This is a genomic window from Bradyrhizobium sp. Pa8, from assembly GCF_052588265.1.
The window spans coordinates 2,384,650-2,401,145 of sequence record NZ_CP176767.1 but is presented as its reverse complement, the minus strand read 5'-3'; the positions used below and the strand labels follow the sequence as shown (position 1 = coordinate 2,401,145).

Sequence of the window (16,496 nt, the reverse complement as noted above, 5' to 3'; positions counted from 1 at the left end):
GTTCGAGCGTAGTACCGCCCAGGCTGATCGTCTTTTTTCCGTCGACCACCTGATTCTGCCCGACGGAGCAAGCCTAATTTCTGCTTTTCAGCATTACGCCTTAGCGAGCGTCGGACAACGCGCGGGCGCAATCGCGGACGCGCCGGACCTGGAGTCCAGTTCCTCGCCTTGAGCGCTCAGGAGCCACCCAGGCAGGCGCCTCTCGTTCGGGGCAGCGGATCCGACAAACCGTGTCCCGCCTGCGGCACCTGACCTGGCGGGATAATGCGATTTGCGTGAAGAGCCGTCACCGCTGAAATTGTTTCCAACCGCATGCCGGCAACGATCGGCACCAGAACGTTTTTGTCTCCCGGCCGGTCCTGCCCTCGCGGCAAACCCAACCTGGAGAATACAATGCCTGCAAAACCCAACGCCAAGAAGCCGAGCCACGAGGCCTTCGTCATCTCGGGCGAAGGCGAGAGTGCGTTCTGGACCAAGATCGGTGCGGTCTGGCCGCACGACGACGGCAAGGGCTTCAACGTCGAACTGATCGCCCTGCCAGTGAGCGGAAGGCTCGTCATCCGCGAGCGCAAGGAAGCCACCGGCTGATCATGAACTGAGGACACCGACGTGGCTCTGTGCGATTCATCCCGAAGCAGCGGCGAGGCACGCTGGCGTGGCAAGGGAGACCATCGGTGAGGCCCGGATGGTTGAAGTCCGTTGAGAGCTGATGACCCGCAAGGTGCAGAGCTGCTTGCCCCGGGGCACTTTGCTAACAATCGCTTCTGTGCATGTAGTCGCGCTCTGTACACGGTGCCGGTGGTGTCGGCGTCGCGATTGCTATCCCCAATGCAGTTGCAAGCACGATCGAGATTGGCAGCACTGAAACCCAGCTGAAACTTCTTTTCGAATTGCCAAAGGTCGTCGCAAGACCCAAAGCAACGGCTACGGCCAAGCTGCTTGCCGCCAAAAGAAGAAACAGGTCCCATTGGGCTGTCCACAATTTGACAACTCCGCTCGTGACAGGCCTCCAGGAGTACCAAATGGATTGACTTGTAAGGATCATCAAAACTGCTCCCGCTATGGCACAGGCCAGGTAGCCGACAAATTTAACGAAAGAGAATTTGCCCTCGCCGCGCCCGGCAAGGGTTACCCTGCTGACCATCATGTGAGTTGACGCAATATAGAAAAGTCCAGCCACTAACGATGGGGTGAAGACGGCGATTGGTTCGTCACGCCATCTCCATGCAATCAACATGGCCCGGTGTCGCGCATCCGAACTCACGAGTTGTAGGGTTACGTCAATGAAATAGCTGAGCAGAAAACAATGTGTGACGAGAAACAACTTGCTCATCCGGGTGAACGGATTTTGTTCCTCAAGCGCCAAGGCTCGCTCTGACCGATCCGGATGCGGCGCGAACCACTCATTGATCGAGCGAACTATACGGTTGGTTTTGCGTGCGGGTTCGACGGCGCCAAACGTCGGAAAACTCGCTTTGGTGATGCGCGAGGCGATACCGTCCGCATGGAGTTCACGTGACCGGCGAGTAGCGATGCGCTCTAAAAGCAATAGCGTCAGCACGAGCCCAAAAAGTGATGAAATCTCTAAGCTACTTGCGAGGCCTGAGAGAATCGCATTCATCGGGGTGCCACTGCCAACCATTCCTGGACGGGATATGATGTGGATCCAGCGAATTGCATGCCCGATGTAGCCATAAACGGCGTCCGCGAGACTTATCCCCATAAGCACTGCAAAGCAGACATAGTGCGTCCTTACAATGCGATCTGCCCGGTAGTCGTTCGCCGCCAAGTGCGTCAGCTCGTGCGCCAATCGGAATGCAAAATCACCAGGGGCGACTGCCGCCAGGGGCAAGACGCCAGCCCCGATCAGCACGATGGATTTTGACCGGATTGACGTAGCTACAATCCGTTTTTCCTCAAAGTTGCCGAAGGAAAAGAGAAGCGGCTTGATAGCCAACTTACGAGATAGTTGTGTGCTCGCCTCCACAATGAAACGACTTCGGATACGCCGAGGAGCCAGCCGCTTGAAATTGTAAATCGAAATAAATGTCCCCACATAAAAGACGAGGAAGAAGAGTAGCCCGTAGGTTAGCGCGGCAACGATGAGATGGTGCTCAGCGATCGTGGCTTCGATCCAACTGCCTCGGAGCACCGGGTAGATCGTGGTGCCAAAATACATCACGGAAATAACGAAGCACAGCAGTGAGACCGACCAGGACCTCAGTGCGTTCTCTCGGCGCAACCGCTTCAGCATGGCCCGCGCCCCAGATGATGTTCCTTCTCAAGTCTCAAAAAGTCTCTTTTCGAGCGCCGCCATGATCTTGTCTATCTTCTCCTTTTCGATCTTCTTACCCTTTAGGGAAGCCCGAACCATCGCCAACAATTCGGACTTCCCCTGATCGGTCAAAACATCCTTCAGACCTCCCTTCTTCGGAGCGCCTAACCAAGCCGCAAGCAGACGTTGGCCGCCTTGCTTGATCAGGGTCTTGATAGCCTCCTCGGTGCCGGAGAGAGCCCACTTTCCCAAATCCGTAAAAAGGGTCGTTGATACCAAAACGACAAGCGGCCCGAGCGCTTCGACGAAACCTTCGATCCCGAATTCGAGACCATCGACCGACTTGGCTTTGGCCGCGTCAACAGCCGCGATGTAATCGGGGACCAACGGCGCTTCGGCCGGTGCCACATCATTCACGAGTTGACGAATGAATACTTCGCGGCCATCTGAACTGTCGGCTGACATGGCGGTACTCCATTGAAATCGCCCACACATACTAAAAGTTGCAAGATACGACAAGGGGAACCCCGTTTACCCCAGCCAACACTGGAGATGGCCTGCTAACGATTGGGGCGCGTCGCTTAGCCGACCGGGCTCTACGCGCCAGCGCGCCGGGCCAAGTGGTCCCGGCCCTCAGCCCTCTCCACGAACAAACATGCATGGCCGCGACCGATCGGCTTCACGCCGTCGCATGGTCGCAATCCAAAGTATTGCATCGACGCGGCCGGTTGTGCAATCTTAAGCTGCTTAGCATCGAACGCCCGGACGGTTTCGACGGACGATTGGAGGAAGGAGGACACTCGTCTGGAGAGTGACAGAGTATTGGACGCCGAGAAATTTGTTTTAGCAATCAATAGCAGGAGGAAGTGATGTTCACACGCACCTCATTGAAAGCAACAATTCTCATCACGGCCCTTATTGGGACAAGTCAGGCAACTGCAAACGACAATGTCGTGGGTCGCCCTACTCCTGGACCCTCGTCGGTCCAGCCCGGAAACGAGAAGTCGCGGTTTCCGATCATCGAAAACCCTAGCGATCTTCCGCCGACCTTGAAGCAGGCCCTCGGCCTCAAAGATGACGGCACACCCAACCCAGCGGCCGCTGGCGACGGCGGTCATCCGTTCACTACGATGGAAGCGAGTGCCGTGGGCGAAATAACACCTGTCGACAAGGCTCCCTGGCGCGCGACGGGCAAGATCTTGATGACGTTTGCGGACGGCAGCTACGTGTGCTCCGGATCGGTCATCGGCCAAGGACTCGTCGTAACTGCCGCGCACTGCGTTCACAATTTCGGCAAGCAAGCGGCAGGCTTCGCTCACTCCATCAGTTTCGAGCCGGCCCGATATGCCGACAAGCGGCCTTACGGCACCTGGCGCGCCAAGGAGTGGTGGATATCGAAAGCGTATTACGATGGCACCGACAAGTGCACGGTCGCAGGTATCGTTTGCGAGAACGACGTCGCCGTTATCGTGCTCGAGAAGCTCAACGATAAATTCGTGGCAGAGGTCGTCGGCAAATACTCATTCAAAACCGACGATTGGGGGTATTTCGACCTATTCGGCAAGAAGGCGACGCAAATCACGCAACTCGGATACCCGCAGAAGAACTATGACGGTGCCAGAATGCTGCGTACGGATTCGCTCGGGTATCAGGATAGTCCATCCAACGTGATCATCGGGTCTGCCCAGACCGGCGGCTCCAGCGGCTGTCCTTGGATCCTGAATTTCGGCACGCCGTCGTCCTCTTACGTAGGCCCGGCGCCGAACGCCGGTGATCCAAATCAGGTCGTCGCGACGACGAGCTGGGGCTACAATACCGGAAAGGTCATGGTGCAAGGCGCGTCTCGCTTTGCGCGCAATTCGATCTACACGACGAAATCAAACATTCAATCATTGGTCGACAGCGCCTGCGGTGCCAACCCGGGCTTCTGCAACTAGCTGATATCGTGCGCCGGCGGGGGTACGGGTCCCCCGCTCGGGGCGCATTCCAGTGACCTCCGCCTCGTGCAGGAGCACCACCAATGAGACGCACGCGAACAGCAACTGGTATTGTAGCCATAGCAGCGACGTTCGCCGGCCTCGAGCCGGCCGCCGCTGGGGGTTTATTGGGCGACGTCGTCAGGCAATTGGCCAATCAGCCACGCGCCATGATCGAGCTTTCGGCGAAGCAGCTGCCCAATCAGGAAGCTGTCAAGGAACTGTTCAAGCTGGAAGCGACTGAAGGACCGGCCCAGGATTACCTCGCCCAGATCAAGACACGGTGCGGATGGCTCGATCCGCTCATTCTTGAAGAATTCAAGAAATTGAATGGGGTCGACGATCTGACCGCCGACCTCTCGGGCCGGAAGACGTTAAAATACCCGGCCTGCGTCAAATACACGCCATCGACCGCCATCGTTCAGAGTATCGGGAAGGCACCCGTGGCGGGGGACCTCGACAAGCAGGTCGAAACCGCTCTGAATGCTTCCAAGGAATTGCCGACACTTCAGGAGAGCGCACCAACCACTGCGGCCGCCACGACAGCCATCATAGAGAAGCAACTGACGGCGGCGAAGGAGGCGCAGATCAAGGGCATCACCACTGAGTCCAGGCGGCAGGCCTTCGAAACGGCCACGACCGACCTCGCAGAGCGGCTCGTCAAGGACCCCGCCCTTGCCGCCCAGACTATGCGCGATGGCGAGCATGGCAGCGTCACCGCGATCCCCGCGCGCAATCTCGAGAGGGCCGGTAACGCAGACACGATCGCAAGAGCATTTCCGCCAGACAACGCCGTCTCCTACTATGAGACCAACATCGTGGTTCCGGCCGCTTTGCCGGCATCGACCGCGGACTGTCAGAAGGGATGGCAGAACGGCAGGGCGAGCAACTACCTGAATTGGCCGTTCGACACGTCCAGGCTGCTCGATACCTTTCTGCTTAATGCCTCCGAGCGGACACGGCGCGGACGGTCGCTGAGAACGGTCCCTGTCATGATCGCCGACACCGGATTCGACATCAACGTCTTTCTCAAACCCGACCAAGCGCAGAACAGGATTTCCGAGCCGCAACAGTTCTTCTCCGCAGAGGATTTCTTCGGCATCGACGACGAACGCGGGCAGGATCCGGGATCGCCCCTCGCCGATCAGAACGGCGACGGCATGTTCGGCAACGAGTACGGCTTTTCGCTCGCCAGCAGCACGGGGGAGATCGGCGCGCTGAAGTCGTATACCTACAGGGATCACGGTATGTCCGTGGCATCCTTGGCGATCGGCGGCATCCAACTGTACCGCTATCGGATGCTTCGGCCGCTGCCGATCCGCTTGCACTTCGCCAACCTGATGGAAGCTGGCCCTCCGCCCGGAATGGCGAACAAGGACTTGTCTGTTCTCATATCTTACGCACAGCGCAACGAGATCGATATCATCAATATGAGTTTCGAGTCGAAGGAGACGATCAAAAACCTTCGGATTGAGCTGGAAAAGAACCCGAAAATGTTGGCCGTCGTGGCCTCAGGAAATTTCGGATTGGAACTGGATACGGACCCTCGGTATCCTGCCAATCTCGGTGGAGAACTTGCGAGCAAGGGAGCGTCGATTATCACTGTCGGTGCGCTTCGGGAGGACGGTTCGGTTGCCGACTTCTCGAATTGGAGTCCGAATTATGTCGATATCCTAGCCCCCGGTTGCTTCATACCGGTACCGAAGCGTGACGGTAGTGATCAACTCGTCGTCGAGAAGGAGCATGGTACATCCTTCGCAGCGCCGATAGTCACATTTGTCGCCACACTGCTGAAGGCGGAAGGCTTGCCGACGCCCGACGTCAAGCGGCGCATCGTGGTGACGGCGGAGCATGATAAGAGTCGCGAAGGGAAAGCGCGCTTCGGCGCGAAGCTCGATCCCGAAGCCGCGCTCGCCATCTACAACGACATCATCGACGAGCTAACCACAAGTGGCGGGAAGGCGACGGTGTCGAGATCGAAAGGGCGGCTCGATCTGAACGCGAAAATCCCGTTCTCGGGCGCCTGCGGTAGCCCACGTGAACTCAAGCGCATCTACCGCATCGACCGCGTCGGTCGAACGCCGGACGGCAAGGGAACGACGTTCCAGGTATTTTTCTCGAACCCGCGCGATGGCGTCAAGACGTTCGAGATGCCGCGCAATTGCGACGTCGCCGACGATGTTTCGCCCATCTTCCAGTTCTACGACAGCGCGTTGCTGAGTAGCCGGAAGATCGCGTTCAGCAACATTCAAACCGTGATGCTTCGTGAGCGATGAGTCTGCCTCCTCGCCAATTCATTGGTCTTGCTTGCTGAACTCGAATTGCTGACGTGTTGGCCCCAACGTAACGGTCAGGCGTCCCGCGACCAGTGTTGCAAGCCGCATGTTGCGGACAAGATCAGACACATCGAAGGGAGGGCCGTCGGCACAAGCGCGCTGTGTCGCGATGATGGCGTCCGGCTTGTCGAGTGATCCTGCGAAACTATTGCAGCCGTCGAAGCCACTAATCGCCGTGCTTTGGATTTCGAAATGAACGGAGGGGGAACTGCCGGTCGGTGCTCCGGAGATCGCGACAAGAGTCCATCGCCCCTGAAGATCCACAATCTCGGCTGAGGGGCCTGGATTGATAAAGACGAAATAGGCAATGAACGTGAGCACGGTCAGGTTGAGCTTTCCCATAACCCTACTCCACGGCCCTATTGGCAGGCCGAATATCATCGCCCCCAATATTGTTCCGAAGCCATCGAAAATTGGACAATATGCAAATCGCCGTGCATCTGGTTCCACCACGACTCGGTCCGTACCGTCGGCTGCTGGTGAGCCCAATGATTGAGAAGATCATGTGCAAGCTGACGCGTCATCCCCTGCGCCGTCGTTGATCCAATCCCGGATCACCTTGATCTGATCAGCTGTCGCAAACGGACCGCGAAAAGGCATCCTCGGTATATCCTGATCGTCGAGAGGGCCCATCAATACCTGCACTAGAAAGGTCTCGTCCGCTCGACCATTCCCAACAAGCGCAGGATCTATCAGCCTGTAAGTCGTGCCAAATATGACTGCGACGGCATTTCGGAGTTCTCCAGCCGTGTCCCAACTAAATGCATTCCCGCCATGGGTAATTTTCATGCGCGGGATATCCCTGCCTTCGACGAGCTGACCCAGCGTCGTCTTGACGTCAGAAAATGTCACCATGACCGGCTCCTTAGGTCGATGCGGTCTCTAGGATGTCCAGCGTCTTGTCGAGCGCCTCTTTGAGCTCTGTAGCTGTTCCCGGCGCCCCGTCACGCACGGCGCGAAGCTTGGCTTTCCAGCCGTCGACATCGGCCCGTGGAAACGGCTTGAACGCCTGTATGATCACTCGGAACGCGCCCGCAGATTCCAGCTTGCTGTTGCGCTGCGCCGGGTTCAGAGAGCCTTCGAGATATGCAAGGAGCTTCGGAAGGACATCCGTCGTTTCCAGCATCAGGCTGCGAATTGCAGCTTGATTAACCAGCGGATCAACGTTCGGATCTTCGTCGACCAATTTTAGTCTCATGGCACGCGTGTCTGGATCGCCGGCCAGCACTCTGACGGCTGCCAACGCAGTTTCGGTATCGTTTTCCCGGATTGCTTGTTCGAGCACTTCCCGTAACGTAACTGGTGTCCCTGCAAAGGACGTCAGCGACAGCGCCGCAACAACTCGTGCTCTTTCGCCAGAAGCGCGACTTGGCGTTCGAAGCAGATTCACGAGATAGGTGCCCGCCTTTGGATCTCCCATCTCGGCAAGCGATACCGCCGCTGACACGGCCTGTCCATCCGCGACATTGCCCGCAATTTGCGTCAGCAGGTGGTGAACTTGGTGCGCAACGTGGCCGGAAACCTGGCCATGGTGAACGAGCGCTGCAGTTTCGATCAGCGCGGCGCGTAACGGGAGAGCTTGCTGCGGGTTGCGTTGAATCTCGCCCAACACATGTTCGGCCCCTCCTGTGGGGTCAGCCCCAATCAGATTTGTCGCCGCCAATTGGCGCACGTTCGGCGGTGATGCGACATCGTACACCACCGACTGAAGCACTGACTGAGATTGCGCGTGGCCAGCGGCCCGCAGGGACGACAAGGCTACGATACGGCGGCTCGCTGGCGCCTGATTGTCCAGAGCTGTTTCAGCCAGAACACTTGCAAACGACGGCGGCAAAGCGGCGATCGAAGTCACCGGAGGCTGTGGCATTACTCCATAAGGTACGTCGTCGTATGCGACCCCGTGCGGCAGTGTTCCGCCGAGTCCCAGATAGTCGATCATATCCGCCGGACGCGGCTTCGCATCGGCCGACGGCCAGATGCCCCCGGCAGTTGCCTTTGGAAACGGGCTAAATGGATTTTGATCCGGATGGTTCGCGCGACTGTTGTCGTCTTCAAACACCCGTCCTTTAGTACCGTCCCACGGCCACATCGTATCTTTTAGATTGTGACCGAGCGTTGTCGTTGATGCATCATTGGGAACAAACGTCTTCGTGAAATGATAGCTATCCTCCGTCTTTCCTTCTGTATCGAACCGGCCATAAAACCATTGCCACTTTGCCCATAGACGGTCGTCCTCTGCATGGAATGGCCAAAACGACGGATCTGACGGAGAAATCAGGCAGCTTGCGTGCCAGGCGCCGAGTAGTGCATGGCCGACGTTGTGTGGGTCATTCTCGATAGCGCGCGAGAAGTTTATGTACTTTTCCGCATCGGGATAAGGCGGGGTTGTCCCGAAGAGATCATTGTCGCCGATCAAGGGCGTACCATTGCCCCGCTTCAACCAAGAAGTATCCTTGGGAGATCGTATGACGGTCTTGAGATTCTTGTAGGAGATGCTCCAGCCGTAGAGCCAATTGGCCGGCGAGAAGATCACCTCCGTCTGAAAGGTGCCTACCGGACGCTGATTTGTGCCGAGGAACAATCGATCAAACGCTGTCGTAGCGACGTTCTGGCGCCAATAAGGAATTGTCACTGCAGGATTGATCGCCTGGAGACGTCGTTCGAACAACAGCAAAAACGTTCTGTGCCACGCTAGAAAAGCGGCGCCTTGGTGGGCTTGATCAGGCCAGAACTTTGGGTTGAACGATCCGTCTGGTAGTTTAACCTCTTGATAAGGGCTCTTGCCCTGCGCGGCGAGATCATGCATTTGCGGAAAATATTCAAACCCTTTTGCTCCCATGTGTAGATCACGCATAGCCTTGAGAAAGGCTTCACGCTCGGCACTCGTCAGACTCTCAATGTTCTTTCTAATACGGACCATCACGGCGTGTGTCGCGATGATAGGTCCCGTTGCGTCACCAAGGTGAATTTCAATACCCGTGTCTTTGTCCGCGCTGCTGGCTCGGGGAAACGCGCCCGCGACCACGAACGGGACCCAACTGCCGTCAGGCGGCAGCGTCAATGTCAGACTCGAAAGCTGCGCGGTCTGCCCCGCGGCAACCTTCTCAGCAAAAGCGACCCTGCCGTCCAAAGGTTGAGAGCGACCTGCTGGTATTGCCTGGTCTGGATCGTTGGTCAGTGTCACTGTGACGGCGCTTGGTCCGGGCGCGGCGAGCTTGATCCTTGCCGGCGTGGGCGCCCAAGTGAGATAGTCGTCGTCGAGAGTCAAGGTGTTATTGATCTCAATTTCAATCTTCGGATTGGTCTCCTGTTGCGCGGAAGCCGGGGACGATACGATTGCAGCAAAGTCAACAGTTGCAAAGGCCAACCCACCGACAAGCTCACGCCTGCTGATCGTCATTGCAGCCTCGAAGGTCCGGATACAGGTTGACGAAAGGCTTTTACGAGGCCTGCGGCCAACGCCCTCGCGCTGCACCACCGAAATAGCAATTAGAACAATGGAAGCAACTTTACCGCGCTCCGACTGATCGCGCAATGGTTGTGCAACGAATTTTGACAAACTTGCGTAGATAGGCCGCAATCGAGCTATGAGTGCTCCGCTGAACACTGGCCTACCATCGCGCAACTAGCTGCGACGAAGCCCGATTCCGGAGGTCCGAACCCGATGAACTCAAACACCAAGAGCATCTAGCACATGCTTGGCCACGTCTGGATCGTTCAAATAACCGACAATTCCATGTCGATTGTCCGTGGCATTTAGCACGCCTCCGTAATTTTCAACGGACGGACTGATTGGGAAATTCGCTCTGTCGAGCGGATAAAGCGCCACGGTATCGATCCATCCGCCGGTCAAGAGCTGAAGGGTCCTGATCCGCTTCGGCAGGCAGCCAGCCGAATGCAGAGTCTTTCAGGCTTCGTCGACCAACACCTGAAGAAGGTGCAATCCCTCAATCGTTCCGCAACAAAACAATCGACCGAAAGTGCCCGAGCGGCGGATGGAGGGCTGTCCGGACTCAAACAGCTAGGCGCTACGCAAGCGCTCGAAAATATGATGCGCCTTGAAGGGCTGGAATCTGCGTTGCGTCCCGCCCAGCTGGATTTCTTGAGGGACCATCAACGCGACCTTGAGAGCTTTGCGAAGAATGTGCGTCAACTAAGTAATGAGATAGCCACCCTTTCTCCTTTGGAAGCAAGGAGGAAGCTTGACGCTGTCGTCGTACCCACCGACTTGCAACAATTGCTTCAGCTAGGCCCTGACGGCAGCACTCTGCCCGCTCCGCCGCACCTTCAGCGACCCAGCGTGGTGGGTCCCACGACGTTGACACCGTTTGTTGTTGGCCCAGGAACGGCAGCTACGGTTGATTATCCATCCGTGGCGCAAATAGCGTATGCATGGCCGGGACATGGCTCATCGGCCCTTTGCACCGGGACCCTGATTTCGTCAAATGCTATCTTGACGGCGGCCCATTGCTTTTGCGAGTTCGCGAAGGTGAAAACAGATACGGGGCAGCAGCATCTGCCAGGCGACGAAGCCTGGCTCATCGGCGAGCAACGCGCCTCCGGGGAGACGAAATACTATCTCGCCAACCTGCCCGTCGCGACAGATCTGCACACACCTAGACTAGTACCCGGAATCAGACCTGAGCTCCTCGATCCGACTTGGTCAAGCAGGCCACACGGGCTTCAGCGTCGGTCACGGCATGAATGTAGTCCTGCAGAACGATTTGGCTCGCCGGGTGATCGAAGCGCACCGTGGTGAGCCAGCGACGATAAGCCAGGGTCCAACCCTTCTTGCCGGCATAGATACGCCCATGTCGCAGCAGGAAGCCATGGAGATGTTGCCGCGCCTTGCCGAGCACATGCATCGACGTGGCGCGGGCTCTCACCAAGTCGCGCATGGCCTCATGCGCCGCATCCGGAACCCACACGGCTGTCAGCTCGCCGCTCCGGTGCAGCTTGGCCAGCATCGCCGCATCGCGCCGGTCGGTTTAACCCGATCCCCGGCCTTCATCGGGATCAGCGAGGGGGCCACAACGATGCAGGTGTGTCCCAGTCCCGTCAGTTGTCGATGCAGCCCGTATCCGCAGGGACCGGCTTCGTAGCAAAAGCTTACCTGCCGGTCACCCTTGCCAAGCTCCTTCGCCAGCTCGGCGATTTGATCGGCGCGATTGGCGATGATCCCCAAGTTACGAACATCCCCGCCGCGCATCCCTTCGGCCACCGCAACCGAAATCGTCGGCTTGTGCACATCCAGCCCCACGAAGATGCTATCGTTCATCAGGCCCGCTCCCCATGCATAAGGCTCGGCGCCAGACCATCCGGCGCAACCCTCGATAGGAGCTTGCCGCGGGGCGGGCCGCCCGTCACCTCAGAGGGCGAACATAGGGTCTAGCCATGTCCACTCACGGCGCGTTCGTCCACAGTAGACCGTCGCTCCATATGTGTTCGACACGTCCCCACTGGCAGGCAGTTGCGGTATCCGAAAAAAAACCACGGCCATGGAGGTTGGCGCTCGTATTGCAAAGCAGCGGGATGCCCGTGAGCTTTTCATATTCGACGAGAAGCTCGGCGACTACGTGCTGAGAGGTTCTATGAATGGTCTGCAATCGCGCAGATCCGTCGAGATGAACAACCGCAGGAACTTTGTCGCGCCATTTTGCACGTATCCGGTGATCGAAAAGCATGTAAGGATCCGGCGTTCCAGGGCTGAAAATGTCCGGTGCACGATCCTCCAGACAGATCGGCGCCACCGGCCGAAACTGTTCACGAAGCTTGATATCGTTGAGATAGTCTTTCATTCCCGCCGATGTCGCGGCTGCGAGAATGCTTCTGCTACCTAACGCCCGCGGTCCAAGCTCGGCGCGTCCGGCAAGGAAAATCACGGGCTTGTTACCGACGAGAATGATCGCAAGTTCGCGCATGCTGCACGGCGCGGCCCTCCACTCGGGCGGCACATGGCCCCGCTTCAACGCCGGGCCGCTGTAGACGGACCATTCCAACGGCACGAAGCCCTTGCGCGCCGCCATTGCGGAGCAAGCGGCGCCGACTGCCGAGCCACTGTCATTAGGAAACGGTGGGACCCAGACAGCATCGAACAAGCCTGTTGCGCGCAGTGCACTGTTCCATTTGATATTAAGGCCGCAACCGCCAGCTATACACAAATTTCGTCGTCCCGGAATAAGCCGTTGCAAAGCAATCTTCATTTGTTGGACGAGCAGACGCTCGATGAAGGAATGAAAGGATGCAAGCACATCTTCTGGTGGTTTAGCCTTCAACCGGAGCGCACTCGCTTCGAAGAAATCATGCACAGTGGAAATCGCCGACTCCATATTGTTGAAGTCGACACGGTGGGCAAGGTCCGTATCGTCCCCAAAGCGCTTCCCGTATAGCTCTTGAAACACCGCCACAATATCTTCATCCACAGACCCGAGAGCGATGTAGGCCATCAGCTTGCCGGAGATCGCCCGGTCACCCCAGCCGGAGCGGTTTCTCCTCTTATAAGGTCCAAAGTGCTGGCTCGCCGCAGGATAGATATGCCCAATCATCGGGAACAGGTATTCGAGGAACCGGGCTCTGTCGCGTTCTACATAATAGAGACGTGGAAACATGGCGCCGTCCCAAACCAGGCAGAACGCGGGTTCGCCTGCTTTAGCAAAGGGGCTGGTGCAGTATGCGGAGGCCATATGGCCGGTGACGTGGGGATAGCTTCTGTAAGGATAGCCCCTGCCCTCAAGCATCAGGCCAAAGCCGTCGCGCGACGTGAGCGGGTCTTCGGCATGGCGTTCAAGATATGGCGCCCCTTTGAGCGTGATAGGCTCCGTACCGCTAACAACCTCCAATTGCGACTCTGTGTGCCCAACCCAGCCGTCGACGACGAACTCATCGACGTCCCGGGCATCCAGACCGTGCTCCGCCAAAGCAACGACAATTGCATCGAGATTGTCGATGTCTTGATACCGAGGATTATTGCCTCGTTTCTCCTGCTCGACGCAAAAAACAAGTCTTCCATCCTCGATCAGAGCGATTGCCCCGTCATGCGTCAGCTTGATACCGCAGATGCGCATAGTTCCACCATATCTAACCTGGAAGATTCAAGCTCGAAATCGCAATCCGAAAACAGGACGGGCAGGCAATCACGTAGTTGACCACACGGTGGCACTGCAGTGCGGTCGATTTCGAGCAACCTGTCATTCCGCATGGCGATGATCGCCGCGTCAGCAGCGTGACCGAGTGCCGACAAAGAAGCATCAAGCACCGATCGGAGAACCGGCCATCCACTTGGTGCAAGCATCCGCGTTAGACCGCGGATGGTAGCACCCATTTCGCTCATTGGCATATGAGGAACTGCTCTCACGAGGTTCAGACCGAACAGCTCCATGATCGAGAACTCAGAATGTCGGAGACTAGGATCTGCGTCCATCTCTTCGTCCGTCGGCATGCCGCACCGTTTTCTCGCGGCATTATGTCGACCATTGTGAGCTGTTCGCACTAAGGGGCTCGCTTTTCGGCGAATGCGACCGACGGGCACAGGACGAGCGCATTGTGATGTTTTCTTCCGGAAACGACAGCCAGAGCCGTTGTGACGGTCGCACTCGAGCGGATTACCCCGAAGCAGCCACGGATCATCGGTCGGCAACACCCAGTCTGACAATTGATAGTTCTTGTCCATGTCCAGGCTCACAAGTCCACCTCATCCTAGAGGGCACGATCATGCAAACGGTCTCAGCGTTACGAAACATCGACGAACTTCGCGAAACAGCGGTCCTGTAAGTTCATGCGGTAGTTCGCAATCCTCTGTGGCATATGGCCGGACAACTGGATTGCGGTTGTTTCGCCGCCGTCTTTGTAGGTGTGAGACAGTCAACAGCCATGCTGTCATCAGATTCCCTGATCGAGACTCAAACGCGCCCAGTCTGTCACCCTGCAGGATTTGGGCCAGTGCGAACCAGAGAATTGTTCCTGGTTTTGCATCCGAATGTCCTGTGCAATTAACTTGGCGGCTTCCGAACACCGGGCGCGCTTGGCTCCGAACAGCAGCGCGCTGCGCTGTGGCGAATGCGAGTATAAGAGGCCAGCCGAGCGTAGCGTCGGTGCTGAGTCCGCAGGAACGGGTGTATCTGGAGAGACAAGTTCGTCGTCAGCGCGTTGCCTGGTCGATTGGCGCCAGGTCGACAAATCCTGGGGGGATTGGCTGCGATCCAACTGAACGAGTCTCTCCGTCATTGGAGCGCCGCTCCGATGCGCGGCGCCCAAAGGTTCATTTCAAGTGCAGGAGGTCCTGGACCCATTAGTTTTGGTAGGCTTCCCGATTTCATGGTTGTTGTTTGGACGTACGTCTATAAGCTTCAATGAGACAAGGCCAGCTGCTTAGGAGGGGACGTTGGAATTGGCTTCAGGGACCGCCGGGAGGAATATGCGGAAAGACATCTGCCGGGGCTCATTCACGGACGCGGAATAGACTGCAACTGGAAGCTAGTTAGATAACACACGGGCGGAATGGACAGCGCCGCCACTTCAGCGCGCCTTCTGAAAGCCGCGGTGCCGAGTCGCCCGCGCTGCTTCTGCTCTTTGCGCAATTTCAATTCCCCCAAAACTAACCCGAGGACTCCATGAAGCAAACCTTTCGCCACCCCATCACCGGTCCCCCAATTTTTGCTCAACCCTGGCCTTTATTGAATCTCGCCGTGAAGCGGCAGAAATTCATAGGGCGATCATCGACTGACGCCGAGCGTTTGCAGTCGGCATGAACCCGATGACGCCGCATAGTATTTCGAGGTGACCTAGCCGAGCTTGGTGTCGCTTGGGAGACCATTGAGGAATGGCGGCCCGCCCCGCTAGCTTGGGAAGCCCTCTAGCACGCCCCGATTACGCAATCAGCTACGGTCATAAGTTGGCAGACATCGCCGATGAGCGACTTTGATACAACGTATCCGCCCCGTCTTGTTCAAGGAGCCGGTTTGCGTGTGGTAGCGCCGTCTCGCAGTTTGAGCTTTATCATTCCGAGTGTCAAAGACAGGGCGACGCAACTGCTGAGATCATACGGAATGCGCGTCAGTTTTGGGCGGCATGCTGCCGAAATGGATAGCTTTCAATCCTCATCAGTGGCCGCTCGAGTCAGCGACCTTCATGAAGCGTTCCTTGATGAATCTGTCACGGTCATCCTCACCGCCATTGGCGGGTACAATGCCAGTCAGCTCCTGCGCCACATCGATTTCAAACTCATCGAAAGAAATCCAAAAGTGCTATGCGGCTTCTCTGACACGACCACCCTCACGAATGCGATTCTCGCGCGAACGGGGCTGGTGACGTATTCCGGACCTCACTTCTCAACGTGGGGCATGAAGGACGGGCTTGCGTTTATCGCAGAGAGTTTCCAGAGGTGCTGCATGAGGAGTGAACCGTTTGAACTTACCCCCTCGCACACATGGAGCGATGATGAGTGGTACATTGACCAGGAAAAACGAAAATGGATGCCGAACGAAGGCTACTGGGTTCTTAATCCCGGCATTGCACATGGAAGGCTAGTTGGCGGGCACTGTCGTTCACTGAATGCCCTGCAGGGGAGCGACTACTGGCCAAGTCTTCTCGGCAGCATTTTGTGCCTTGAAGACACTGCCGATACGACCCCACGACAGTTCGACAGGCAACTCCAATCGCTGATCTTGCAACGGGATTTTGAAGGCGTCCGAGGGGTGTTGATTGGTCGGTTTCAAGTGGCAAGCGGAATGTCAAAGTCCACTCTGCGAGCAATTGTAGCAGATAAACCAGAACTCCAATCTATCCCGGTTGTGGCCAATGTGGATTTTGGTCACACCACCCCAGTCGTGACGCTCCCGATTGGAGGAGAAGCCCGGATCGAAGCAAAAGTCGGTACACCACGAATCTGGGTCAACAAACACTAGCGAAAAG

The 16,496-nt window shown here is 57.1% G+C and carries 13 protein-coding genes and 1 pseudogene; 5 read left to right on the top strand and 9 right to left on the bottom strand.

Annotated elements, in window-relative coordinates; genetic code table 11:
- Positions 1-393: 393 nt before the first annotated feature.
- Positions 394-588, top strand: coding sequence for a hypothetical protein (locus tag ACKWRH_RS10880; protein ID WP_445220514.1), 195 nt, complete (start codon positions 394-396; stop codon positions 586-588).
- 163 nt (positions 589-751) lie between these two features.
- On the opposite strand, the gene ACKWRH_RS10875 is transcribed toward ACKWRH_RS10880, so the two are convergent.
- Positions 752-2,254: a M48 family metalloprotease gene (locus ACKWRH_RS10875; protein ID WP_445220513.1), complete on the bottom strand. Its 1,503-nt coding sequence runs from the start codon at positions 2,252-2,254 to the stop codon at positions 752-754.
- 27 nt (positions 2,255-2,281) lie between these two features.
- Entirely contained in the window at positions 2,282-2,740 is a 459-nt protein-coding gene (locus ACKWRH_RS10870; RefSeq protein WP_445220512.1) for a hypothetical protein, read from the bottom strand.
- Between the two features lie 404 nt (positions 2,741-3,144).
- Here ACKWRH_RS10870 and ACKWRH_RS10865 point away from each other — a divergent pair, with 404 nt between their 5' ends.
- Together ACKWRH_RS10865 and ACKWRH_RS10860 are read left to right on the top strand one after the other, a co-directional pair.
- A complete protein-coding gene (locus tag ACKWRH_RS10865; protein WP_445220511.1) occupies positions 3,145-4,212 on the top strand; it encodes a trypsin-like serine peptidase in 1,068 nt (355 codons plus the stop codon).
- A gap of 83 nt (positions 4,213-4,295) precedes the next feature.
- Positions 4,296-6,527 carry a S8 family serine peptidase gene (locus ACKWRH_RS10860; RefSeq protein ID WP_445220510.1) on the top strand — a complete coding sequence of 744 codons (2,232 nt, stop codon included), beginning with the start codon at positions 4,296-4,298 and terminating at the stop codon, positions 6,525-6,527.
- An 18-nt stretch (positions 6,528-6,545) separates the two neighbouring features.
- Here the strand turns inward: ACKWRH_RS10860 and ACKWRH_RS10855 are convergent, their stop codons facing one another.
- From ACKWRH_RS10855 to ACKWRH_RS10845, 3 genes are all read right to left on the bottom strand, one after another.
- Entirely contained in the window at positions 6,546-6,929 is a 384-nt protein-coding gene (locus ACKWRH_RS10855) for an META domain-containing protein (RefSeq protein ID WP_445220509.1), read from the bottom strand.
- Between the two features lie 159 nt (positions 6,930-7,088).
- Positions 7,089-7,442, bottom strand: coding sequence for a hypothetical protein (locus ACKWRH_RS10850; protein WP_445220508.1), 354 nt, complete (start codon positions 7,440-7,442; stop codon positions 7,089-7,091).
- Between the two features lie 10 nt (positions 7,443-7,452).
- Positions 7,453-9,987, bottom strand: a complete 2,535-nt coding sequence (locus ACKWRH_RS10845; protein WP_445220507.1) for a tyrosinase family protein — start codon at positions 9,985-9,987, stop codon at positions 7,453-7,455.
- A gap of 495 nt (positions 9,988-10,482) precedes the next feature.
- On the opposite strand from ACKWRH_RS10845, the pseudogene ACKWRH_RS10840 reads away from it, so the two are divergent.
- Positions 10,483-11,052, top strand: a pseudogene (locus tag ACKWRH_RS10840) (hypothetical protein); the annotation flags it as partial.
- A 169-nt stretch (positions 11,053-11,221) separates the two neighbouring features.
- On the opposite strand, the gene ACKWRH_RS10835 reads toward ACKWRH_RS10840, so the two are convergent.
- The 4 genes from ACKWRH_RS10835 to ACKWRH_RS10820 form a co-directional block, all read right to left on the bottom strand.
- A complete protein-coding gene (locus tag ACKWRH_RS10835; RefSeq protein ID WP_445222650.1) occupies positions 11,222-11,554 on the bottom strand; it encodes a hypothetical protein in 333 nt (110 codons plus the stop codon).
- Positions 11,521-11,865, bottom strand: coding sequence for a hypothetical protein (locus ACKWRH_RS10830; protein WP_445220506.1), 345 nt, complete (start codon positions 11,863-11,865; stop codon positions 11,521-11,523). The genes ACKWRH_RS10835 and ACKWRH_RS10830 overlap by 34 nt, the downstream gene beginning before the upstream one ends.
- Before the next feature lie 124 nt (positions 11,866-11,989).
- Positions 11,990-13,651: a nodulation protein NodU gene (nodU, locus tag ACKWRH_RS10825; RefSeq protein WP_445220505.1), complete on the bottom strand. Its 1,662-nt coding sequence runs from the start codon at positions 13,649-13,651 to the stop codon at positions 11,990-11,992.
- On the bottom strand, positions 13,627-14,256 hold the full coding sequence (locus ACKWRH_RS10820; RefSeq protein WP_445220504.1) for a hypothetical protein: 630 nt from the start codon (positions 14,254-14,256) through the stop codon (positions 13,627-13,629). Before ACKWRH_RS10820 ends, nodU begins: the two co-directional genes overlap by 25 nt.
- Before the next feature lie 1,237 nt (positions 14,257-15,493).
- Between ACKWRH_RS10820 and ACKWRH_RS10815 the strand changes: the two genes are divergently transcribed.
- Complete coding sequence (locus ACKWRH_RS10815) at positions 15,494-16,489, top strand: S66 family peptidase (RefSeq protein WP_445220503.1); 996 nt, start codon at positions 15,494-15,496, stop codon at positions 16,487-16,489.
- Positions 16,490-16,496 lie beyond the last annotated feature (7 nt).